Origin of the sequence: Vibrio navarrensis (assembly GCF_000764325.1) — a bacterium.
GTDB classification, from domain to species: Bacteria; Pseudomonadota; Gammaproteobacteria; order Enterobacterales; family Vibrionaceae; genus Vibrio; species Vibrio navarrensis.
In genome coordinates this window covers 1,885,117-1,906,799 of the sequence record NZ_JMCG01000001.1, presented here as the reverse complement: position 1 = coordinate 1,906,799, position 21,683 = coordinate 1,885,117, and the positions used below count along the sequence as shown (strand labels likewise).

Below are 21,683 nucleotides of genomic sequence, written 5' to 3'. Positions count from 1 at the left end.
ATTCGTTTGCCCCGATAAAGCTTTCGCTTGGCGCGCTTTGGCGCAGAAATCAACTTTGCCAATTATTGCTGGTCCGCTGGGTGGTTGACGCCATCCATGAGCGGCACATCGCCCAACTCATACGGGTTCACACCATCCAGACAGCCTAGGTTGTAGCCATATTCATCCGGCGCGGAACGACGCTGATGATGAGTATAGATGCCGCAGTGAGAGCAAAAGTAGTGCTTGGCGGTGTGGGTATTAAATTGGTACAGCTTGAGCGATTCTTCACCTTGCAAAATACGGATACCGTCCAATTTTACCGAAGCGACGATGGCCCCTTTTCGGCGGCAGATGGAGCAGTCACAACGTCTTGGTTTCTCAACGCCATTGGGCAGGCTCAGTTCGAGCACGACCTTGCCACAATGGCAGGAAGCCGTGTGTTTTTCTAAGATCGGGGTTTTTCCAATTTGTTTGATCATCGATGCTCTCCTTGTATGCGCCTTGTAGCGAACTCGTTTTTTCCCTCAACCTCAATTCAGCCGTGTAAATTTTGTTAAACACATAACATTTTGCCGATTTAAGTATGCCACTCGACAAAAAACACAATAATCGACATCTTTAGCCCGTTTTACGTCTTTGACAACCAAATAAGAAAGGAATCATGATAAATGGATAAAGATCATAGCCTCAGAGAAAATCTATTGGCTCTGACGCTCGGTAGTGCCTTGGTTTCACTCGGCGTCATTTTTTTCAGTAAAGTGGGACTACTCACTGGTGGTACCGCTGGATTAGCGATTTTCCTGACAAAAATCAGCGATTTTAGTTTCGGTCAGGTATTTTTTGCCCTCAACTTGCCTTTTTACCTACTTTCCGTGCTGCGCATGGGTTGGCGTTTTACCATCAACACCTTTATCGCGGTCACGATTGTCTCTCTCGCCGTTGACCATCTGCATCACGTGATTGAAATCGCGCATATTGACCCGTTCTACGCAGCGCTATTGGGCGGCGGATTGATTGGGATAGGCATGCTGATCATTTTCCGCCACAAAATGAGTTTGGGCGGCTTCAACATTCTTGCGCTGTTTTTACAACAACGTTTTGGCATCCGAGCAGGCAAAGTGCAAATGGCACTCGATTGCAGCATCGTCATCATGTCGCTGTTTATTGTTGAGCCCACTCTGATTGCACTCTCCGTGTTAGGCGCAGTGGCCACCAACTTGATTTTGGCCATGAATCACAAACCCGGGCGCTATCAAGCAAAAACTCAAACGGCTTAACAATCAATTAGTCAGGGACTTATCGTCCCTGATTGCTTTCTCTTTCCAATAACCACTGTTTACGCTCAATGCCGCCCGCATAACCCGTTAGTTTGCCGTTTTTACCAATCACACGATGGCAAGGCACTACAATTGAAACCGGGTTTTTACCGTTGGCAAGCCCCACCGCCCGAACTGCTTTGGGGTTGCCAATCGTATTGGCTAACTCCTGATAACTCCATGTTTCTCCGTAAGGAATGGTGGTTAACGCCTGCCAAACCTGCATCTGAAAAGCGGTTCCTTTAGCCGCAATCGGCAAATCGAATTGGGTCCTTTTTCCTGAGAAGTATTCATTCAACTGAGTTAACGCCAGACCAAGTACTGGGTGGTTGGCATCTTCCTGTCCGAGATCATCAGGCCGAGTCGTTTGAGTGGTAAACCAGATGCCAAGGATGCCTTCATCATTGGCTTGTAACGTCATCTCACCCAGCGGGCTTGGTGCGATAGTGTAATAGTTCATCTTATTGATTCCATAGATGAAAAGTGGCGTAACTGCCCCATGGGGAGGCCGTTTTTGCGTTCAGTTGCGGATAAGCTAACAAGGCTTTTTTCACTACCAAGTCCTTATCTAAAAAGCAATCTGGGCGCGATTCTCCCCTGAGCTGCGCATAACTGACCGTCCATGGACCTATCCCTTTGAGCGCTAACCACGTTTTTGGATCCGCATCAGGGTTGTCTTGCACATAACAGGCGAAGCGATGCAAGGTCTCTTTACGACTTTGCGGCATACGCAGAAAATCGAGATTCGCTTGAGCAAGTTGCAAAGGGGTTGGGAAACAACGCTCACTAGGCTCTGGCATTAACGTGCTCACCAGCAAGTTAAGCTGTCCGATGGCCGCCTTAACCGACACTTGCTGACCTAAAATAGCGCGAACGCCCGCTTCCCACGTATTCCACACACCGGGAATGCGAATACCAGTTTGTTTGACAAGGCCAAGGGCGAGTGACTGCAAATGGCGCTCAATGTTATCGGTATTGCAATTCAGATCGAGCATTTGGCGAACTTTTTTCACCAACAAATGCAGTTGGCCAACATCGTCTAATCGAAACCACACCGTCATCTGCTGTTCTGCCGTTTTCTGCACCCTAAACCAAGCGCGTGCTCCCGCCAAATCTGCAAATCGGGAATAGCTGTTCTCATCCACTTGCTCGACACCCTCAATGGCGCGCAAACGGTAGAAATTCAGCATATGTGACCAATTGAGAGCGCCCTGAAAAGGGATAATCAGCGCTTGTTCACCGGCTGGCAGCGTGACTTCTCGCCGCACCTGTGAGGGGGTCAACTGGATCACTTTTTTAAAAGCATCATTAAAGCGACGCGTGCTGTTAAAACCCGCGGCAAAGCCGATGTCTGTGACACTGAGATTACTCATGTGCAGCAGTTGTTTGGCAAACATCAGTTGTTGATATTGGGCGTACTGCTTGGGCGCGATACCCAAATAGCGTGAAAAAAGTTGCCGCACATAACGATCGCTCACGCCCAATCGCTGTGCAAGTTCAGTGAGTGAGTGCTGCTGCAACGCGCCACTGTCAATAAGATGCAGTGCACGCTGGAAGGTGGTTTCCACCCCTTTCCACGCCCAAGAGCCTGGGTGACTTTCTGGCCTACAACGCAAACAAGGTCGATAGCCTGCATCAAGCGCTTGGGTGCGATCGCTGTAGTACTCCACATTTTCTTCTTTCGGCAGATTAGCCGGACAAACCGGACGACAAAAGATGCGTGTGGTTTTTACCGCTACATAAAATAAGCCGTCGAAACGACTGTCACGCGCCATTCTTGCCTGCTGGCATTGCTCTGTCGTCAACGGTGAATAGACTGATATCGCCACAAAAACACTCCTTCGCTTGATGCCCTAATTGTAAACATCACAGCGCGCACAACCAGCCATTTTCGGAACTCAATGATGACGAATGAAGTTTCACGACCATGCTAAATCTCCATTTTGTTCATTCTTGTGGCAAATTTATCAAACTGAACTAAGGTAAAAATTGTGACACCAGTTCACCGCTTATTAATGACTGGGTCAGCAACGTCAAATAGAAGGAAAAACGGCTATGGATCTGCATACCTGCATTATTGTGCCGCGCAACAGCAATGTCATTACCAGCAACTCAGTAGAAGACTCTCTAGGCATCATTGAAGCTCAGGGGCCTAAAAGTATTTCAACCATTCAAATCAACGCCCGTGATGGGAACTTTATCCGAACCTATCACTGCAACAATATTGAGGATTCTCTTGAAAACCTGATGAACCTGTAGCGCCGCTCCTAAAACACAAAAAGCCTCTTCATGAAGCTTTTTGTTGTCTGTTTGGGCCAGAACAATTTTATTCGTCGTCAACAGGCCGCTCGGCCACTTGTTGCAAACTGTAGGCAGTTAATGGATCGATCATCTTCACCAGCTCTTCCACTTGGCGAATCGCATCTATGGTCGAACTGGCTTTGCGATAGCTCAGATAGATTGGACGATACCAATCCTCAACGCTAGGGACACGATACAGTTGCTCATTGGCAATGAACGGCTGGACCAAAGAAGCCGGCAAATAAGCGCTGCCCCCTTTCTCTAAAATGAAGTCCAAGGCAATGCGCGCAGTCGAAGTACGTAAGTATGGAGCCATGCTTTTGGGGTGGCGCTCGGCGTGCTCAGACGCAAATTTGGTGCCCCAATCGACGTAAACATATTTGTCGTCAAACACCGTCTCTTTGTTGTGCGGCTGAGTCGACACCAGCACCAACACTAAATCGGCCACTTTTTTGCAGTACAGTTCATCGGCTTTAATTTGGTCAAACGCAAACGCCATGTCTAAGGTACGTTCTTGCAAGCCACGATTGAGTTGCTCCCGCCCCATCACTTCGGCGATAAAACCGTAGCCACCAAACGCATCGCTCACCACACTCAAACAGTTTTGCAGATAGGCATCCCACACGTTAGGCGTTCCACCCAGTGTCAATTGCAATCCTCGTCCATCTTGCATAGAAAGCTCTAATTTAGCCTGCTGCAGCGTCGCTACCATCACTTCCGCGTAGCCAACCAAACGCTCACCTGCGGACGTCAATTTGATGTTGTTGCGATCACGAATAAATAACTGGGTATCAAAATAGCTTTCTAGCTGCTTAATTCGAGCGCTCACCGCAGCCTGAGTAATGTAGAGATTTTCTGCCGCTCGACCAAAATGACGGACCTTAGCCAACTCTAAAAATGTTCGAAAGACCTTTACGTCCATTGCACTTCTCCGGGTTAATCGGCATCAGATTAACAATAAAAAACAATCTTTTCGATAAAAATGTTTTGTTTTTCTTTTGTTAACTTTGCGCCTAATTTTCGCCGTAAATCATCATTGTTGATCAATAACGGTTATAGAGGCTGTTTGATATGTCTGACACGACGATTCGTCATGGCAAAAAACGTTTTTACGATAACGCAAAGTTTCCTAGAGGATTTGCCAAGTCCGGTGATTTTACTCTGGCAGAAGAGGAAATCCTAACACTTTATGGGGACACTTTGCAGGCTCTGGAAACAGGTGAATTGACACCAGAAAACGAAGCAGAAGAACATTTTCTGACTCTGTTGGATAACCCAGAAAATGCCAACAGCAAAGTAGAACGCACTTGGCTCAAATACGTTCGTTTAGCGCGTGGTCGCAAGCGTTTTCACACCCTGAATGGCCGCAATAAGCCAGACGCAGGGGATGATTACGTGGAAGAGGACGCAAGCCTAAACGAGGAAGATTAATGCATATCTGCTTTTTGATGTATCCATGGGAGCAGGTATGTGCGGAAACGGACACCACGTTGCGCTTAGTGCATGAATGCGCGTCCAGAGGCCATACGGTTGCCATTACAACAACAAGCGGGTTAACCATTCGTGACAGCAACGTGTTCGGTTTCTGTCAGGTCCTGAAAAAGGGCCAAAAAATCTCCGAGAAAGTGCCCACTTTCTATCGCCAAGCTGAGTTTCAAAAAGCCCGCCTCCCCATGGCGGGCTTTGACGTTATTTTTATGCGCGCCAATCCGCCACTGGATAATCTGGCGTTAAACTTTCTTGATTCAATCAAAGATGACACCTTGATCATCAATGACTTAGAAGGGCTACGCATTGCCAATAACAAGCTTTACACCGCCAGCATGGGCGGAGCGGCAAGCGAGTTTCTCCCCAGCACCCACGTTTCAAAAAACCGCGATTACCTTCAGCGCGTGTTGGAAGAATCCCCCTGTGAGAAGATGATCCTAAAGCCACTCAATGGCTTTGGCGGTCATGGCGTGATTGTGATTGAGAAAAACGCGCGGCAAAACTTTCGCTCTCTGCTCGATTTTTACATTGGCGAGGGGGAACAGAGTAACTACGTGATTTTGCAAGATTATATCGAAGGTGCTGAAGAGGGTGACAAGCGCATTCTGATGCTAAACGGAGAGCCGATTGGTGCGATGCGCTGCGTCCCGGCGAGCGGAGAGTTTCGCTCTAATGTCCACGCGGGCGGCTCGGTGGTTAAGCATGTGATAAGCAAAGAGGAGCGCCGTCTGTGCGCGGCAATCGGGCCCAAATTAGTTCGCGATGGCCTCTATTTTACCGGTCTCGATGTGATTGGTAACAAGCTGGTGGAAGTGAACGTACTCAGCCCCGGTGGCATCACACGCATCAACAAATTAAACCGCGTGCGCCTTCAGCGTCAGGTGATTGATTTTGTTGAAAACATCGTCAACTCAAAAGACCTGTTGCAACAGCGCAAAAGCGCATTTCGCAGCGCCGTGCAAAATGCACACATCGAACACTAATGCTTACTCCTTGCAAGAGATGCTTGGGTTTATCAAGCAAGGATTGCCATTTAACGGCGAGTTAATCGGTGCGGGCTGTTACATTAAAATCGATGAATATCTTCCCGTGGTCTGTACCGCGATTCACGCCGGACATCGTTTAAGACCCGAGCTGCACAAACAGTGCTTGCTTAACCCAGACGAACGCTTTTTTGAAGAAGACCCGTTTACCGAGCAAATGATCGCTTCCCAGCCGATTACGTTAATCGGTCTGGACTCTCGTTTTGAGTACGATCTTAATCGTCCGATGGCGCTCAGCACCTATTACAAATCGGCATGGAGTCGACAGGTGTGGCAAAAAGCGCTCAGCGCCCATCAACGGCAAGAGAGCCATCGCAAACATGCCGCTTTCTACACGCTCTATCAAGCACTGATTGGCAGGCTAGAAGCTCTGCACGGGATGGTGGTGGTGTTTGATCTTCATTCGTACAACTACAAACGGCAGAAAACCGACGCGCCAGTATTCAACATCGGCACGGCGCAGATCGATATGGAACGTTGGGGCCCGGTAGTGAAACGTTTCTGCACTGAGCTTGAGCAGATAACGCTACCCAATATGACCACCAGCGCGGCAATCAATGCGGTTTTTGAAGGTCGAGGGTATCTGATTTCCCACACCAATGCCCACTTTGACCGCACGCTGGTGTTGCCAACCGAAGTGAAAAAAGTCTTTATGGAGGAAGAGAGCGGAACCCTATTTCCGCTGGTGTTGGAAGCTCTGCAAACCGGGCTCAAGCAAGCCTTTAGCCAAACAAGTGCTTATTTTCAGCGCCGCTTTAACCGCCAGCATCGCATTGGCAAAGCCGACATGCTCAGCTCATCGATTGAACCTGCGGTACTGCACGTTGACAAGGCGCTGTACAAACTGGCGCAAAAATTGGAAACACTTAAATACGTCAACCCAACCAATCTTAGTGCAGAGAAAAAGCGTTTTGAATCTGCGCCTAGTCGCTATCAACCAGACTACCGTTACCGTCAGCTTCCCCTGCATGCCAACGAGTTTAAATCTCAGTTGTATCGCTTACCGATTGAAGAGATTGCCGATCCAGACATGCGCCAGCTTTACAGCGACACGCTCAACAGCTTGAGCGAACAAGTCGATCTGCTTACCCACGTCGGCCAAGAATCGTTTCTGTATCACTCTTTGCGCCACTATGGCCGCCCGGATAGCAACGCGATCAATAACGCTCAGTTTCTTCTTTACGCCAAAGCGCTGGCAGAGGATGAAATCGAGCAATACAACGCACAGCAGGCCAAGCAGTTAATGCAACAGGCAGCCGAACAGTGGCACATGCCGTGTAAAGTCACTGTGTCTACGTCATTGGCGGCCAAAGCCATGGTGACCTCCCAACCACCGACTCTGCTGATCAATGGCAAAGCAGGCTTTTCTCACGCCGAAGTGCAGCGTTTAATCCACCACGAGCTTGGCGTGCATATGGCGACAACGCTGAATGCAAGAAAGCAGCCGCTCAATCTGTTTCGTTTAGGTTTGCCCGGCGCGGCCGCCACTCAAGAAGGGCTGGCCATCTTGGCCGAATACAACGCGGGCTGGATGTCCCACCAGCGGCTGAAACTCTTAGCCACGCGAGTACTGGCGGTGCACTCGATGCTCAAGGAGCACCATTTCTACCAAACATACCAATATCTGCGTGAGGAACTGGCGCTGCACCAAGAGAATGCCTGGACCACCACCATGCGCGTTTATCGGGGCGGCGGTTTTACCAAAGATCATCTCTATCTCAGCAGCTTTTTGCACATGCGCCAACTTGAGCAGCAGCGCAGCCTCAATAATCTTTTATTGGGAAAATGCAGCCATCGCTATCTCGATCTGCTTGACGAACTAGTCGCGCGTGGCTGGTTAGCCAAACCGCCTCATCTATTGATGGATAAGCGTGCCGAGGCAGAGCCACATCTCACGTGTTTAATTGACAGCCTAAAAATCTGACGGCCACTGAACCGCAAAACGACCCCATAGAAAAAGCCCCACAGACCACGTGGAGCTTAGAATTTTATGACCTGCCTCGGCAGTTGCACTCTTCTTGCTATTTCGCCAGCATCGCCACTTTCTTCAAGAAGCTCTCTTTGAGGTGCTCCTGGATCGTAGTCAAGATGATAAGTGTTGTGAAAACCAATTTTCAACTCAACGCCATTACCGCGCATGTAGACACTGTAGCCATCGTAATCGGAGAAGGCTTCAACACCTTCATAGATTTTTCCGAACTCCGTTGGCGTACCACGCTCCATAATGACTTCATAAGCATGCAAAATTTTGGTGGGATCGAGTTCGTTTTTCATAAGGGTACTCCTGATCAGAGAGACATATTGAGTATGGTTAACGACTCAAAATTTAGCCAATAACGAAACATGAAACCCATCAAAAGTTTACTTAATTCAAGTGGTAAATTTATCCTTTCATTCCAGCGAGCATATGCCAATCTAGTTCGCCCATCCGTGGCGCACCTCGGTCATAATATAGACAAAACTTCCACTAACTCAGTGAAATGTAACGTAGAAAAACAAAAGTTGTGAAATTTTGACCTAAAACAATGGCAGACCCAGAAAACTTATTTTATAATGCAAAATAATGTTTCAGCATAACAAAATTTCCAATATCTAGGGGCGAAAAATGAGACTTATCCCGTTACAAACCGCGGCACAAGTTGGTAAGTGGGCAGCGGCGCACATTGCTAAACGCATCAATGATTTCAACCCAACGGCAGAGCGTCCATTTGTGCTTGGCCTGCCAACTGGCGGAACTCCGCTCGCGACTTATAAAGCACTGATCGAGCTATACAAAGCAGGTGAAGTGAGCTTTAAACACGTGGTCACGTTCAATATGGACGAGTACGTGGGCCTCGATCCACAGCATCCAGAATCTTACCGCTCGTTCATGTACAACAACTTCTTCAATCACGTGGATATCCAGGAAGAAAACATCAACCTGCTCAACGGCAACGCTGAAGATCACGAAGTCGAATGCCAACGCTACGAAGATAAGATCAAGTCTTACGGCAAGATCAATCTGTTCATGGGCGGCGTGGGTAACGACGGTCATATTGCCTTCAACGAGCCAGCGTCCTCTCTGTCATCTCGTACTCGCATCAAAACTCTGACCGAAGACACGCGTATTGCCAACTCACGTTTCTTCGATGGAGATATCAATCAGGTACCCAAATACGCACTGACCATCGGTGTTGGCACTTTGTTGGATTCGCATGAAATCATGATCCTAGTAACGGGCCACAACAAAGCGCTTGCACTGGAAGCCGCAGTAGAAGGCAGTGTTAACCACTTATGGACCGTGTCTGCACTGCAATTGCATCCGAAATCGGTGATTGTGTGTGACGCCCCATCGACCCAAGAGCTCAAAGTAAAAACCGTGAAATACTTCTCTGAGCTAGAAGCAAAGAACATCGAAGGCTTCTAATCGCCCGCGCAGCGTTTCAATTTGCATAAAAAATCCCGCATCAAACGCGGGATTTTTATTGGCTTTTTCAGTAGGCTTTGATACCAAACTGACGCAGCCTTGCTGGCAGCACGTCATCCAATTTATCCACCTCTTCAGGCTCAATTTCGATCAGATTAAAATGGTGCGCTTGGTAGATAGCTCTGGTTTTTTCTCTGATGCTGTCTGCCGTTACACTGCTGTCTGAACCCCAAAATTGCAGATAGACCTTGCCTGCGGGCAAGTAGAAATCGCTCATCACCTCTTCTTCTATCGGCAGCTGTCTTTCATAAGCGTGCACGACACCTGCCATGTACAACCAATTATCAATCAGCAGCTCACCTTTCGAGCGAACGTAGTGGCCATCTAAAGTGCGGTGTTTGGCCTCAAATTTCTGCCGAAAATTCGACAGCGAGCGATCGGTGGACTGCGTCTGTGCGTCTTGACCTAAAAATTCCACCACCGATTGACGCAAACGCTTGTGACGCAGCAGAGAATCGTGCCACAGCACGTAGAACGGGTGCTCGCTACCATCGCCTCTTTGCTTACCACCAGCGCGGACCCCAGATTCGGTTAACTGCCAACCTTGCTCTGATTTGAACATCCACCCCAGCTCACTCAACAGTTGGTTGATTTTTTTCGCATTAAGTTGCCACGCTGCCCCCAATTCGGTGGCGCTAAGCAGCTTGCCTTGAGTATTGGCCAATTCAATATGTAAATTGGCGGGCCACACAATGAATTGACCGAACTTAGGGTGATCGACGTACTCTCCGCCAAAACGGGCGCCGAGTTCCGTTAAGATCCATTTATCACCCACGCGGCTAATGTAGCCAGCACGTTTGAGATCGCTAAACAACATCGGAGCATCCATGTTGCGCATTTTGGCCAATGCCGTGGTGGAAATTTTTTCGCTCATCATGCTGCCCTCGGTTTACCTTTCCTCTTTATGCCGCCAGCAAAACGGTGCAAACGGTTGCAAAACCATTGTAATAGAAGATGGCTGAATCAGATAGTTCGCTGTTTTATAAAGAAAAGGGAGCTCACGCTCCCAAGTTAAAGGCTTAGCCAAGCAGGGAAATAAACCCCTGTAAGATGATCATGTTCATTAAGTCGATAAAAAAAGCGCCAACAATCGGCACCACCAGAAATGCCTGTGGAGAAGGGCCAAAACGATTGACGATGGTCCCCATGTTCATCACCGCTGTTGGCGTCGCGCCGAGGCCAAAGCCGCAATGGCCGCTGGCAATCACCGCGCTGTCGTAACCGCGCCCCATCAAGCGATACGTCACGCCATAGGCAAACAGCGCCATGGCGAAAGATTGCACCGTAAGAATGAGCAAAAACGGCAGCGCTAGATCAAAAATATTCCACAGTTTCAAACTCATCAACGCCATAGCCAAAAACAGTGACAATGAGACGGTGCCGATGATGTCCACCGTCTCCGCTTCCAATTTTCTCACTCGGGTAACTTCAAGCAAATTTGTGACCACAACGCCAATCAGCAAGGCATAGACAAAATCGGGGATCATCAACCAGCGGATCGCTAAGGCACTGACCCAATGCTCCAGATAGCGAGCACCCAGAACACACAGCAGAATCAACGCTAAGCTCTCTATCACTTTCTGCGCGGTCACTTTGTCTTCTTCATACTGGTTGTAGGTAACAAGTTCAGGGAAGCGTTGATGCGCTTGTGGTCCACGCCCGTATTGCGATTCCAACTGATGCTTATCAATCAGGCGCTGCGCCAGTGGACTGCCTAAGATCCCGCCCACCACCAAACCAAAGGTGGCCGATGCCATGGCAATCTCCAACGTATTTTCAATCCCATAAAGCTCGGTGAGGGTTTGCGACCACGCCGCGCCTGTACCGTGACCACCAGACAAGGTGATCGACCCTGCAATCAAGCCCATCAGCGGATCGAGCCCCAACAAGCTTGCCATTGAGACGCCAATGCCATTTTGAATCACAATGTAGAGCGATGCGATCGCCAAAAAGAGCACGACTTTCACGCCTCCTTTGAGTAACTGGCTATAGTTTGCCGCCAAACCAACCGTTGCGAAAAACATCAGCATTAAGGTTTTTTGCAGCGGCAGGTCGAAGTTGAGTGTCGTGCCACGAAAGTGCAGCAAGGTCATAACCGCCGCTACTACTAAGCCACCCACGATCGGTTCAGGAATATTGAATTTTTTCAGAAGAGGAAAACGGCCATTTATCAAGCCACCAAGAAACAGCACACCAATCGCCACGAGAAAAGACGCTAGCGGGCCAATAGAGACAACATTATTCATAACACCCCTTTTGTTGCTCGTTGTTGTCCAGACAGACAACAATTTTTCAAACAGGCAGTGTGCCGCCATCGTCAGGAATGTCACTGAATCATGCCCACCCCATTCTCACCCAAAGAGAATTTAAGGCAAATATCTTTAATTAATTATCATCAGGTAAGAAAAATGAGCCCGCAAGCTCCTTATTTTTAACATGAATCACTATTTGATAAACGAGATAAACCCTTGCAGGATGACCAAGTTGACGATATCGATAAAAAACGCGCCGACAATGGGCACCACCATAAACGCCTGAGGCGACGGGCCAAAACGATTGACAATTGAGCCCATATTCATCACCGCAGTGGGGGTCGCTCCCAAGCCAAAACCACAGTGTCCTCCGGCCATTACTGCCGCATCGTAATTGCGCCCCATCACTCGAAACGTCACGTAGTAAGTGAACAGCGCCAACACAAGCGACTGAACTGCCAGAATGAGCAGAAATGGAATCGCCAGATCAAAAATGTTCCACAGTTTTAGGCTCATCAGCGCCATCGCCAAAAACAGAGACAATGAGACGGTGCCCAGCATATCGATGGTTTCTGCGTCCAATTTGCGAATTTTGCTCACTTCCAAGAAGTTGGTGATGATCACGCCAATAAACAGCGCATAGACGAAATCGGGTATCATCAACCATTTGATTTGATACGCACTCACCCACTGCTCTATGTATTTGGCACCAGTGACACAGATCAGCAGGAAAAACAGCTTCTCAATCACCTTCTTGGCGGTTACTTTGTCTTCTTCATATTCGTTGTAGGTCACCAGTTCGGGAAACTTCTCGTGAGTTTTCGAACCACGTCCGTATTCCGATTCAAATTGGTGTTTATCCACTAAACGTTGCGCCACGGGGCTACCGATCAAGCCGCCGATAATCAGGCCAAATGTCGCTGACGCCATTGCAATTTCTAGCGTATTTTCAATACCATACAGTTCGGTGAAGGTTTGCGACCACGCCGCGCCCGTACCATGGCCGCCAGACAGGGTGATCGAGCCAGCAATCAGGCCCATCAATGGCTCCAAACCTAGCGCACTGGCTAACGTTACCCCCACCCCGTTTTGAATCACGATATACACGGAAGCAATGGCTAAAAAGAGCAGCACTTTGGCACCACCTTTAAGTAACTGCGTATAGTTCGCCGCCAGCCCTACGGTAGCAAAAAACATCAGCATAAAAGTGTTTTGCAAGGGCAAATCAAACTGCAAATCCACGCCATGAAAGTGCAACGCGGTAATGGCGCAAGCCACAATCAACCCACCTACGATGGGCTCTGGAATGTTGAACTTACGCAACACGGGCAATTTTGCGTTAAGAAAATGACCAAGAAACAGGACGCTAATCGCTACCAAAAAAGATTCCAGCGCGCCGACGGTAATTAGATGATTCATACAACCTCTTCATCTCAGACTCTTTATCCTCCTTGATGTCAGAGTGTTGTTGTTACTTTTGAACGTCAGTGCTGCATCGTGTTTGAGGCGTCGAACTAACCTCGCCAAAACGCATGGTTAGCAACAACAGAGATAAGCCATCTGGTTAGGCTCAGATAGGAAGACGATCATCGGGTGATGTCTCAAACACCCTTTGCAAGCTTCCAAAATGCAAAAGGAGCTATCTCTAGCTCCTCCTATAATATCGGCAAACTGCACATCTCAATTTCCTCGATGAGGTGCAAAAGCCTTACGCGCGTACTGGCGTTCAAATCCGTTGCTATTGAGTTGGCCAAACAGAACCTATCAGCGGCCAAGCCATCGTATTATTGCGATGCGGCTTCTGGCACCAAATCAATAGGCCGCTGACTATAGCATAACTCGACAAAAATGTCCGAACTTAGCTTAAACAGCCAATTTAATCAGAAAAAACCTCGATAAAATCCAGAAAGTTAAGCGCTGGCAGTATAAAAAAGATCACCTAGACATTTCTCACAGATGACTTTGCACACCAGTGTAACCAAGCGTAGCTACCGTGAAAACGCAATAGTAAGCAAACGAACGCTTAATGCGTGCGGCATAAAAAATGATAAAAAACAAAAAGACGGCAATAACTTCATTTTTCATCCACAAAACTTTCAGATTTCACAGTCTGCTCATCCAGATTTGGCTACGCTTAACACATAACTATTACACTGTTCTATCAACGCAAAGTTGTCGCAATATAAGCCGATTAAGCAAGGAAAGTAGCAATGAGTTTGACCATAAGAAAAAGACTCTACATTTTGTCAATAGTGCCAGTTGTCACCATTGTATTGGGCATGATGTGGTTTACCTATCTCAAAACCATCGCGTTTAATGAGCAGCAGTTCAGTGTCACCCACGAGAACATGATGCGCATGAAGCAAGAGGAACTAAAAAATTACATACAAATGGCCGAATCCGCCATTCAGCCGTTATTGAAAAAAAACGCCCCGCTCTCTGAAGCCCTGCCGATTTTAAAAGAGATACAGTACGGTGACTCCGGCTACATCTTTGGCTACGACTCCAAAGGAACGCGAGTCTTTCTTGGCAAAAGCGATAGCGGCATTGGCGAAAACTTTCTGAATTTGCAGGATCAAAAAGGCAACTACTTGATCAAAGATCTGCTAAAAAATGCCAAAACGGGGCAATTCACCACCTACTATTTCCCAAAACCTAGGCAAAACACGCCGCTGCCTAAGCTCAGTTTCTCCGTATATATTCCACAATGGGATCTGACGATTGGCACCGGCTTCTACACGGACGATATTGATGCCACCGTCAACGCGATGAAAGCGAACGCGCATCAAGCCTTGCAAAACACGCTCACCGCCATAGGGCTGTTTTGTGTTGTCATCGCAGCGCTGGTGGGGATTTTCGCCGTATTTGTTAACCGTAGCATCATGAGACCGCTGGAGCTGTTTGACCAATCGATCCGCTCGTTTGCCAGCGGAGAGGCCGATTTAACCGCGCGCATGGAGCCGTTCAGCGTTCCTGAGTTCACGCAACTGAGCAAAAACTTTAACCAGTTTGTCGCCAGTTTGCAGAGCATCATTCGCCGCGTGAGTGAAGTCGGACAAGAAGTGGTCAGTGAAACCAACAACATGACCGGGCGTGCAACCCAAGTTGACGACATTGCCACAGGCCAACGGGAAGAAACAGAGCAAGTGGCCACGGCAATGACCGAGATGACCACCACGGCAACTGAAATCTCAAATAACGCCAACCAAGCGGCGCAAGCCGCACGCGACGCAGAAGACAATGCCAATGAAGCGCAAACCATCGTCAACTCAGCGGCCACTTCGGTGCGCGATCTGGCGGGTGAAGTTTCCAAAGCCAACCAAGTCATCTCCCGTTTAGAAGATGATGTGAAAAACATCTCATCGTCGCTGGAGGTGATTCAAGACATTGCTGAGCAAACCAACCTGTTGGCGCTAAACGCGGCCATTGAAGCGGCGCGTGCGGGTGAGCAAGGACGCGGTTTTGCCGTAGTGGCCGATGAAGTGCGCAAGTTAGCCAGCCGAACCCAAGACAGTACCGGCGAGATCCATCAGATGATTAATCAGCTCAAATCGGCTTCCGATGCGGCAGTGAAAGCGATGGATGCCAGCCAAGCCCGTGGTGAGCATACGGTAAAAGAAGCCAATGCGGCTGCAGAAGCACTTCTCAAGATAAAATCTTCGATTGGCACTATCATGGACATGAACTCGCTTATCGCCACCGCAACTGAGGAACAGAGCATCGTCGGGCAGGAAATCTCTCAGCGGATTGTGGTCATTTCCGATCAAAGTAGCCAATCTGCCGATCTGGCGAATCAAAACCGAGCGGGCAGCCAGAGCTTGAACCACAAAGCCCATGAGCTGTATGACTTAGTCGGACGATTCACCGTATAAGCTAGCGGTACATGTAAAGTTCGGGCAGCCGATTGGCTGCCCGATTTACACTGTAAAGCCTGTATTACATGCCTTTAAACAGGCTTTGCGATGCGCGGCTTACCGGCAGTTGCGTTTTGCCAATATGCACAAACATATGTCCACTAAAGTCCTTCTTCACCTTAGCAATTTTACTCACCTGCACCACGCAAGAGCGATGGATCTGCCAGAACTGCTCAGGGTCAAGCTGTGCCAGCAACTCTTTTAACGAGGTGCGAATCAGATACTCTTGCATCGCTTCGCCAGCTTGCGCGATAAAAACGGAGACGTACTTCTCTTCCGCTTTGAAATAGAGCACATCCGAAATCGCAATCAGATGGATCTCTTCGGCCAATTGCGCCTTGATCCATTGTAAATGAGGCGGTGTGCGTAATGGCGTCGAAAGTTGCTGCAGCTGATTCAACAAGGCACAGAGCGAGGGATCACTTTGCGTTTGCCCTGCACGCTCATGCAAGCGCTGTTCAACCCGCTGACAACTCTTTTGCAATCTCGCCGCCGAAATGGGCTTGAGGATATAATCCACGGCATTTTGTTCAAAAGCGCGAATTGCGTAATCATCGTACGCGGTGATAAACACCACCAGCGGCGCGCCTTGTTTGCCATGTAGCTGCTTCGCCACTTGTAACCCATCCATCACAGGCATGCGAATGTCGAGAAACACCACGTCAGGCTGATGCCGCTCTATGGCCTGCAACGCTTGTTCACCATCTTCAGCCAATGCGACTATCTCCAGCGTTGGACATACATCGGCGAGGCTTTTGTTCAAATGGTGTCGCAGCAGCGGCTCATCATCCACGATGATCGCGCGATAGCTTTGTTGCATCTTGTTATTCCTATTCTTTTTTCTCTGCCAACGCTAACGGCCAGCTCAAGCGTACAATCACACCTTGCGGCTTGTTCTCAATGATGCTGACCTGACCACGCCCAGCAAACAAAGTCTCTACCCGTTGCTTAAGGTTATTCAATCCGACACCGGAACCCACATGCGTCGAACTTGAACCGAGCCCTGCCCCAGTGTCTTTTACACAAATCTGCAATGCTTGATCGTGCGTATCGATCGTTACCTCAATCTCGCCGCCCGTTTTGAGCGGTTCAATCCCATGTAAAATAGCGTTCTCAACCAAAGGTTGCAGCATCAACGGCGCAATATTGACGTGATCTAAACCGGGTTCTACCTGGATTCGATAGCGCAGTCTATCGCCCAAACGGATATGTTGGATGGCGAGATACGCCTCAATCAGCGCGACTTCATCGGCAATCGTGGTGTGTTCTTCACGGCAATTGCAGAGCGTCGCCCGCATCATGGCGGTTAAACTTTCCAACATCAGCCTCGCTTTGTCGATGTCTTGCGACATTAAGGCACTGATATTAGCCAGCGTATTAAAAAGAAAATGCGGCTCAATCTGGCTTTGCATTTGTTTAAGCTGACTGAGCAATAGTGCTCGCTCCTGCTCGGCCTTTTCTCTTTTGATCACTTCCAGTTCGTGCAGCGCTCTCATTTGCTGCTCTTTCGAGTGAAAGTAGAAATAACACATACCGCTAAAAAGTAATCCCATCAAGCCAACGGCCACCATATCTGACATGCCCATGTAGTCACCTACCCAGAAGTGAGCATTGAGAATACCAAACAACAAGCAAGCGGTGAGCGATAGCAACACTTCCGCCCGGCGAGACACCGCAGGGAAAAGACGTTCAATCAGCCAAGAAAAAAACAGCGCTGAATACCCAAATCCCAAGCTGATAAACAGATGGGTATAGTAAGGCCCGCCCCACACCGACAGCGTCAACAGAGAGACAAACAGACAGAATAGCGAGGTCACGATGACACTTTTCAGCCAACTGTTTTCATTGACCACATTAGCGAGAAACATTAAAACCTCCCTTTAAGATTGAAAACCATCATATGCTGGTCGGGGAGATGGGCGTACACAGAATTCCCATTCCCGGTTAAAAATCGTGCGGCAAATTCCACTTCAACGCTTTGCGCGCCCGTGTCGAGCCACTGATAACGTAGCCACTGAGTGGCAATTACCCCGCCATCTTGCGGCGAGAAAAGCAGATCCAGCGTTGGCGTGACATCCGCAAGCCAGGTTGGCCCGGTGAGACCGTTCCACATCATCCAAGCTTGCAGATCCCAACGCCAATGCAGCATCAGGTTATGCTGTACTAAGTTGGCATGTTGAAAGCCTTGCTGATAGCTGGCAGCCAATCCGGCCGTTTGTGCAGCCGTCTTGAGGCTTTCTGCTCGTTCAAGGGCCAGTTGCCACTCATCATGCGACCAAGATCGACTGTCGTACCAGTACTCACCAATCAGGTTGTGGCCGTCTTGGCTAGCCCAGTTCAGCCCCACCAACCCCTGTAGCGCATGGCCTTGATCTGCAACGTACGGCGCAGTGTAGGTCGTCGTCGGAAACTGATAGCCGACGCTTTGCCGCTGCCAGAGCGCAGAGACGTGCCAAGCCAGAGAATCCGACCACACGGAGCGCAAACTGGCTGCAAGCAACCCGCGGCGTACGTCATCGTAGTAGCCAATCCATTGATACTCACTTTGCTCATTTAACCAGTAACGGCGGAGACCGGAACCACGCTGCTCGCTGGCTTTATCCAGCGCCGTTTTTGTGACACGCGTCCAGCTTGAGTCTGTCGCCAGCCAAGTCCATTCTCCGTCTACGTCAAAATGCGACAACGACACCACGCCCGTGCCCTCTTCGGCCACCAAGCTGATCGGGTTTTGCTGATAAGGACGAAACAGATCCAATGGCCGATAGCCATAGCCGACACCCCAATCAAGGCGCAATTTGCCGACACTAACATCCAGTGCTAACCCATCAATCGTCCATTCACCTTGCCAGGCGAGCTCACGAACAATCAGATCCGAATCTCGCTCCTGCCACCATGCGGATTGATGGCCATCATCAAGATACAAACCCTGGCTGTAGAGCGTCCAAAGCGAAGTCCAAGTACCGTACTCACTGGCATAATCAAGCTGCAAATCCAACATGCCGTTAACAGCAGCGCGATGACTCGTTTGCGCCGCGACAAAAGCGCTCTTACGCGGCGTGGCCGTTTTGTAACTGAGTGCCCAATCCCAAGCCGTGCTTAGCCCTGCAACACTCGGCGTAGCACCACTGAGCAGCGCAAGAGTAAACCAAATACGAGACCAGCGCATTGACGCCTGTTTGTGCATCAAAGTTACCATTGGCTGACATCCGCTTTGATGAGGTAGCTCGGGTTGTAAAACTTATCCTCCAAAGCCCATGGCTGAATATCTTGATACTCAATCACGGTTTTCTTTGCGGGCTGAATACTGTCGAGCAAGGTCATCGAGACAACGCGGCTAACACCTTGCCGATCGCCACGCTCAAACCACGCTTGCTTGGCGAGCTTACCGGAACGCAGATAGAGATCCGCTTTGATGGGAAAGTCATCCTTTTGCGCGATCCAAAGGTTGATATGCTGATAACTGGCGCCGCTGGTAAGTGCGGTTAAGGCCAACTTGTGCGTGCTCAACGATTGGCCATCAGGCAAAGTGAGTGTCTCTTGCGCCTGCCACTGGCCTTGATAATCGTCACTCCAAGTCAGGGTCGAAATGTCGCCCACCGAGGCTTCGCCAAGCAGTTTTTGCATCGGCGTAATGCGGATCGGACGGCGGCTTTTCGGCATTTGCAACCAGTAGTTATCTTGTAGCATCAGCATCTTCTGCCCCGCTTCAACCGCCGATTTGAAGATCACCAGAGATTCGCGGTTAGAACGAGTGTACACGTGATACTCGCGGGTTTTATCCAGTTCGCCCGCTTGATAGAGACTGACCAGTGAAATCACTCGCGCTGCATCCTCTTTCAGTCGATAGTCGTCGGCGCGCTGAAGCATTTGCGCTACTTGTTCAGGTGATGGTGCGATGGCGGCCATGCTGGCTGGGGCAACAAGCGCTAGGCCGAGCAAAATTCGCGATAAAAATACGATGAGATTAGACATAAATTAGCGCCTCCGTGATCGGTTTTTTCACCCCTTTGCGGGCAGAAAGGTAAGCGGCAAGGAGACAGATCCCCACCACGCCGAGCGTTGCACTCAGCACCAGCGGCCAAGAGAAGTAGATGGAAAGCGGGTAACCATCGGTTCGCCCCGGTGGCGGTGGCATCTGCACATCCACCACCATCAAAAGAGCACAAAGCGCAGCGCAAGCCAGCGCGCCGACCACACTGCCAATCAGGCCGATTAATCCCGCTTCACGTAAAAAGCCACCAATAATTTCATTGGGATAGCTGCCCAGTGCCGACAAGGTGCCAATTTCTCGCGTGCGTTCGGTCACCGACATGGTCATGGTATTAAACAGTGCGACAAACACCACCAGCGCCATCACCGCGCCCATGATGCCAAAAATGCGATCATAAAGATCTTTCACTTTGAGGTAGAAAAAGGCTCGCTCTTGCCAAGGGGTGATCTGCAATGCTTGTTCTTGGCTAGCGAGGCGCTTGGTCAACATTTGCCCGACTGGCTCAGTTTTCGCCGTCTCAAACAGAAACACGGAGAGAGTGCTTACTTTGTCGCTGCCCAGCAGCGATTGCGCACTGTCAATGTGCAGGTACAACTGACGTTTATCCAGCTCAGGTACACCGGTTGAGTAGATACCGCGAACTTTGAAATCGTACGCGTTGAGCGCACCATCGGTGGTGGTTGCCAGCAATGTCACCCAATCCCCGACGCTGACGTGTAAGTTGCGCGCCAGATCGGTCGCCAACATCACTTCCGGTTCGCCCGGGTCATAGCGTGCAGAGCGTGGATCAGACAAGGTTTTTCCTTGGCGCACATCCAAAAACGGCCCTTTCATATCAAACTCGCGCTCATTAACGCCAATACCAGCAAAAATGGTCGATTTGCTGCCGTTCGACACCAATCCGGTCAAATCGATGCGCGGCTGCACGCCACGGACCGCTTCCAGCCCCATCAGATCGCGCATCAAAGAGTCGGCATTGCTTAAACCGTTGCTCAGCGGCATCTCTTCTTCTTTCTCGAAGTAGCCAGGGGTACTGATGGTCAAATGACCAGTATCTCTAGCGGTTGACTCTTTGAGGCTGTCGTAGGTGTACAGGCCAAAACCGCCCGCGCTGCCTAACGCAAACACCGCGATGGCGATAATGCTGGCTGAGAGTGCGCTGCGACGTCGATTGCGCTGTAAATTGAGCAAAGCAATGCGTAGCGAATCAGGCAAACAGCGTGCGATTAACTTGCCCATGAGATCACCTCCTGCTCCCCGTGATACTGGCTGAGCTGGCCGTCTAGCAGCTCAATGGTCCGATCGCAGCGCGACGCCATACGCGCGTCATGTGTCGCGACAATAAAGGTCGTGCGCCGCTCATGACCCAACTGCTTCATGATATCAATCACCCGATTGGCGGTTTGGCTGTCGAGGCTGGCCGTTGGCTCATCGGCAATCACCAGCGCAGGTCGGTGCACCAAAGCGCGTGCAATGGCAACGCGCTGTTGCTGGCCTCCGGACAAATTGTCCGGCATGGCATGCAGATACGCTTCAAGGCCAACCTGCAGCAACATCTCTGTCGCAATGCGTTCGCGCTCTGCTTTGTGAATGCCATTTAATCGCAGTGGATAGGCAACGTTTTCCAGTGCCGTCATCACCGGCACGAGATTAAATTTTTGGAAGATAAACCCCAGTTGCTCACGACGCATTTTGGCAGCTTGCAACGCATGGCGAGGATAACAAGCGCCTTGAAAAGTCACCTCACCTCGATAGTCCATATCCAGCATGCCCAAAATATTGAGCAAGGTGCTTTTGCCCGAGCCAGATGGGCCGCATAACGCAACCATTTCCCCTTGTGTAATATGCCCGCTCACGCCGCGTAGTGCGGGGACACTTTGACTCCCTAAAAGGTAGTGGCGCTCAAGTTGGCTAAATTCAATCATCTTGC

The 21,683-nt window shown here is 49.6% G+C and carries 20 protein-coding genes and 1 pseudogene; 7 read left to right on the top strand and 14 right to left on the bottom strand.

Features of this window, described 5'->3' with window-relative positions:
* Positions 1-62 precede the first annotated feature (62 nt).
* On the bottom strand, positions 63-461 hold the full coding sequence (locus tag EA26_RS08435; protein WP_039426686.1) for a GFA family protein: 399 nt from the start codon (positions 459-461) through the stop codon (positions 63-65).
* 189 nt (positions 462-650) lie between these two features.
* On the opposite strand from EA26_RS08435, the gene EA26_RS08430 reads away from it, so the two are divergent.
* Entirely contained in the window at positions 651-1,259 is a 609-nt protein-coding gene (locus tag EA26_RS08430) for a DUF6198 family protein (protein ID WP_039426683.1), read from the top strand.
* 19 nt (positions 1,260-1,278) lie between these two features.
* On the opposite strand, the gene EA26_RS08425 is transcribed toward EA26_RS08430, so the two are convergent.
* Both EA26_RS08425 and EA26_RS08420 read right to left on the bottom strand, forming a co-directional pair.
* Positions 1,279-1,758 carry a methylated-DNA--[protein]-cysteine S-methyltransferase gene (locus EA26_RS08425; protein ID WP_039426681.1) on the bottom strand — a complete coding sequence of 160 codons (480 nt, stop codon included), beginning with the start codon at positions 1,756-1,758 and terminating at the stop codon, positions 1,279-1,281.
* Position 1,759: 1 nt separating this feature from the next.
* Positions 1,760-3,127 carry a DNA-3-methyladenine glycosylase 2 family protein gene (locus EA26_RS08420; RefSeq protein WP_039426680.1) on the bottom strand — a complete coding sequence of 456 codons (1,368 nt, stop codon included), beginning with the start codon at positions 3,125-3,127 and terminating at the stop codon, positions 1,760-1,762.
* A gap of 226 nt (positions 3,128-3,353) precedes the next feature.
* Between EA26_RS08420 and EA26_RS08415 the strand changes: the two genes are divergently transcribed.
* Complete coding sequence (locus tag EA26_RS08415; RefSeq protein ID WP_039426677.1) at positions 3,354-3,557, top strand: hypothetical protein; 204 nt, start codon at positions 3,354-3,356, stop codon at positions 3,555-3,557.
* Between the two features lie 67 nt (positions 3,558-3,624).
* Here the strand turns inward: EA26_RS08415 and EA26_RS08410 are convergent, their stop codons facing one another.
* Complete coding sequence (locus EA26_RS08410; RefSeq protein ID WP_039426674.1) at positions 3,625-4,521, bottom strand: LysR family transcriptional regulator; 897 nt, start codon at positions 4,519-4,521, stop codon at positions 3,625-3,627.
* Positions 4,522-4,670: 149 nt separating this feature from the next.
* Here EA26_RS08410 and EA26_RS08405 point away from each other — a divergent pair, with 149 nt between their 5' ends.
* The 3 genes from EA26_RS08405 to EA26_RS08395 are packed head-to-tail and all read left to right on the top strand — an operon-like array spanning position 4,671 to position 8,054.
* Entirely contained in the window at positions 4,671-5,030 is a 360-nt protein-coding gene (locus EA26_RS08405) for a MaoP family protein (protein ID WP_039426671.1), read from the top strand.
* On the top strand, positions 5,030-6,070 hold the full coding sequence (gene gshB, locus EA26_RS08400; RefSeq protein WP_039426668.1) for a glutathione synthase: 1,041 nt from the start codon (positions 5,030-5,032) through the stop codon (positions 6,068-6,070). Before EA26_RS08405 ends, gshB begins: the two co-directional genes overlap by 1 nt.
* Positions 6,051-8,054, top strand: a complete 2,004-nt coding sequence (locus EA26_RS08395; RefSeq protein ID WP_039426666.1) for a flavohemoglobin expression-modulating QEGLA motif protein — start codon at positions 6,051-6,053, stop codon at positions 8,052-8,054. The genes gshB and EA26_RS08395 overlap by 20 nt, the downstream gene beginning before the upstream one ends.
* Positions 8,055-8,151: 97 nt before the next feature.
* Here the strand turns inward: EA26_RS08395 and EA26_RS08390 are convergent.
* Positions 8,152-8,404: pseudogene (locus EA26_RS08390) on the bottom strand (DUF3081 domain-containing protein).
* Positions 8,405-8,735: 331 nt separating this feature from the next.
* Between EA26_RS08390 and nagB the strand changes: the two are divergent.
* Positions 8,736-9,536 (top strand): glucosamine-6-phosphate deaminase, encoded by an 801-nt coding sequence (nagB, locus tag EA26_RS08385; RefSeq protein WP_039426665.1) that lies wholly within the window; start codon positions 8,736-8,738, stop codon positions 9,534-9,536.
* 67 nt (positions 9,537-9,603) lie between these two features.
* Here nagB and EA26_RS08380 read toward each other — a convergent pair whose 3' ends face one another.
* From EA26_RS08380 to gltS (EA26_RS08370), 3 genes are all read right to left on the bottom strand, one after another.
* Positions 9,604-10,470 carry a hypothetical protein gene (locus tag EA26_RS08380; protein WP_039426663.1) on the bottom strand — a complete coding sequence of 289 codons (867 nt, stop codon included), beginning with the start codon at positions 10,468-10,470 and terminating at the stop codon, positions 9,604-9,606.
* Positions 10,471-10,615: 145 nt separating this feature from the next.
* Positions 10,616-11,842: a sodium/glutamate symporter gene (gene gltS, locus EA26_RS08375; protein WP_039426660.1), complete on the bottom strand. Its 1,227-nt coding sequence runs from the start codon at positions 11,840-11,842 to the stop codon at positions 10,616-10,618.
* Positions 11,843-12,040: 198 nt separating this feature from the next.
* Complete coding sequence (gltS, locus tag EA26_RS08370; RefSeq protein ID WP_039426658.1) at positions 12,041-13,267, bottom strand: sodium/glutamate symporter; 1,227 nt, start codon at positions 13,265-13,267, stop codon at positions 12,041-12,043.
* Between the two features lie 791 nt (positions 13,268-14,058).
* Between gltS (EA26_RS08370) and EA26_RS08365 the strand changes: the two genes are divergently transcribed.
* On the top strand, positions 14,059-15,720 hold the full coding sequence (locus EA26_RS08365; RefSeq protein WP_039426656.1) for a methyl-accepting chemotaxis protein: 1,662 nt from the start codon (positions 14,059-14,061) through the stop codon (positions 15,718-15,720).
* Between the two features lie 64 nt (positions 15,721-15,784).
* Here EA26_RS08365 and EA26_RS08360 read toward each other — a convergent pair whose 3' ends face one another.
* From EA26_RS08360 to EA26_RS08335, 6 genes are read right to left on the bottom strand one after another with little or no spacing between them, the layout of a single operon-like run.
* Positions 15,785-16,582 (bottom strand): LytR/AlgR family response regulator transcription factor, encoded by a 798-nt coding sequence (locus EA26_RS08360; protein ID WP_039426655.1) that lies wholly within the window; start codon positions 16,580-16,582, stop codon positions 15,785-15,787.
* A gap of 10 nt (positions 16,583-16,592) precedes the next feature.
* Positions 16,593-17,630, bottom strand: coding sequence for a sensor histidine kinase (locus tag EA26_RS08355; protein ID WP_039426652.1), 1,038 nt, complete (start codon positions 17,628-17,630; stop codon positions 16,593-16,595).
* Positions 17,630-18,958 carry a hypothetical protein gene (locus tag EA26_RS08350; RefSeq protein WP_039426649.1) on the bottom strand — a complete coding sequence of 443 codons (1,329 nt, stop codon included), beginning with the start codon at positions 18,956-18,958 and terminating at the stop codon, positions 17,630-17,632. Before EA26_RS08350 ends, EA26_RS08355 begins: the two co-directional genes overlap by 1 nt.
* Positions 18,952-19,734: an outer membrane lipoprotein-sorting protein gene (locus EA26_RS08345; RefSeq protein WP_039426646.1), complete on the bottom strand. Its 783-nt coding sequence runs from the start codon at positions 19,732-19,734 to the stop codon at positions 18,952-18,954. The genes EA26_RS08350 and EA26_RS08345 overlap by 7 nt, the downstream gene beginning before the upstream one ends.
* Positions 19,727-20,992, bottom strand: a complete 1,266-nt coding sequence (locus tag EA26_RS08340) for an ABC transporter permease (RefSeq protein WP_039426642.1) — start codon at positions 20,990-20,992, stop codon at positions 19,727-19,729. The genes EA26_RS08345 and EA26_RS08340 overlap by 8 nt, the downstream gene beginning before the upstream one ends.
* On the bottom strand, positions 20,980-21,678 hold the full coding sequence (locus tag EA26_RS08335) for an ABC transporter ATP-binding protein (protein ID WP_039426639.1): 699 nt from the start codon (positions 21,676-21,678) through the stop codon (positions 20,980-20,982). The genes EA26_RS08340 and EA26_RS08335 overlap by 13 nt, the downstream gene beginning before the upstream one ends.
* Positions 21,679-21,683 lie beyond the last annotated feature (5 nt).

Excerpts from the sequence above, each read along its gene's own strand:
- EA26_RS08380 (WP_039426663.1), bottom strand. The coding sequence starts at position 10,470 with ATGAGCGAAAAAATTTCCACCACGGCATTGGCCAAAATGCGCAACATG.
- EA26_RS08405 (WP_039426671.1), top strand. The coding sequence starts at position 4,671 with ATGTCTGACACGACGATTCGTCATGGCAAAAAACGTTTTTACGATAAC.
- EA26_RS08435 (WP_039426686.1), bottom strand. The coding sequence starts at position 461 with ATGATCAAACAAATTGGAAAAACCCCGATCTTAGAAAAACACACGGCT.
- EA26_RS08395 (WP_039426666.1), top strand. The coding sequence starts at position 6,051 with ATGCACACATCGAACACTAATGCTTACTCCTTGCAAGAGATGCTTGGG.
- EA26_RS08365 (WP_039426656.1), top strand. The coding sequence starts at position 14,059 with ATGAGTTTGACCATAAGAAAAAGACTCTACATTTTGTCAATAGTGCCA.
- gltS (WP_039426660.1), bottom strand. The coding sequence starts at position 11,842 with ATGAATAATGTTGTCTCTATTGGCCCGCTAGCGTCTTTTCTCGTGGCG.
- gshB (WP_039426668.1), top strand. The coding sequence starts at position 5,030 with ATGCATATCTGCTTTTTGATGTATCCATGGGAGCAGGTATGTGCGGAA.
- EA26_RS08415 (WP_039426677.1), top strand. The coding sequence starts at position 3,354 with ATGGATCTGCATACCTGCATTATTGTGCCGCGCAACAGCAATGTCATT.
- EA26_RS08335 (WP_039426639.1), bottom strand. The coding sequence starts at position 21,678 with ATGATTGAATTTAGCCAACTTGAGCGCCACTACCTTTTAGGGAGTCAA.
- EA26_RS08355 (WP_039426652.1), bottom strand. The coding sequence starts at position 17,630 with ATGTTTCTCGCTAATGTGGTCAATGAAAACAGTTGGCTGAAAAGTGTC.
- EA26_RS08340 (WP_039426642.1), bottom strand. The coding sequence starts at position 20,992 with ATGGGCAAGTTAATCGCACGCTGTTTGCCTGATTCGCTACGCATTGCT.
- EA26_RS08410 (WP_039426674.1), bottom strand. The coding sequence starts at position 4,521 with ATGGACGTAAAGGTCTTTCGAACATTTTTAGAGTTGGCTAAGGTCCGT.
- EA26_RS08430 (WP_039426683.1), top strand. The coding sequence starts at position 651 with ATGGATAAAGATCATAGCCTCAGAGAAAATCTATTGGCTCTGACGCTC.
- EA26_RS08345 (WP_039426646.1), bottom strand. The coding sequence starts at position 19,734 with ATGTCTAATCTCATCGTATTTTTATCGCGAATTTTGCTCGGCCTAGCG.
- EA26_RS08425 (WP_039426681.1), bottom strand. The coding sequence starts at position 1,758 with ATGAACTATTACACTATCGCACCAAGCCCGCTGGGTGAGATGACGTTA.
- nagB (WP_039426665.1), top strand. The coding sequence starts at position 8,736 with ATGAGACTTATCCCGTTACAAACCGCGGCACAAGTTGGTAAGTGGGCA.
- EA26_RS08350 (WP_039426649.1), bottom strand. The coding sequence starts at position 18,958 with ATGGTAACTTTGATGCACAAACAGGCGTCAATGCGCTGGTCTCGTATT.
- gltS (WP_039426658.1), bottom strand. The coding sequence starts at position 13,267 with ATGAATCATCTAATTACCGTCGGCGCGCTGGAATCTTTTTTGGTAGCG.
- EA26_RS08360 (WP_039426655.1), bottom strand. The coding sequence starts at position 16,582 with ATGCAACAAAGCTATCGCGCGATCATCGTGGATGATGAGCCGCTGCTG.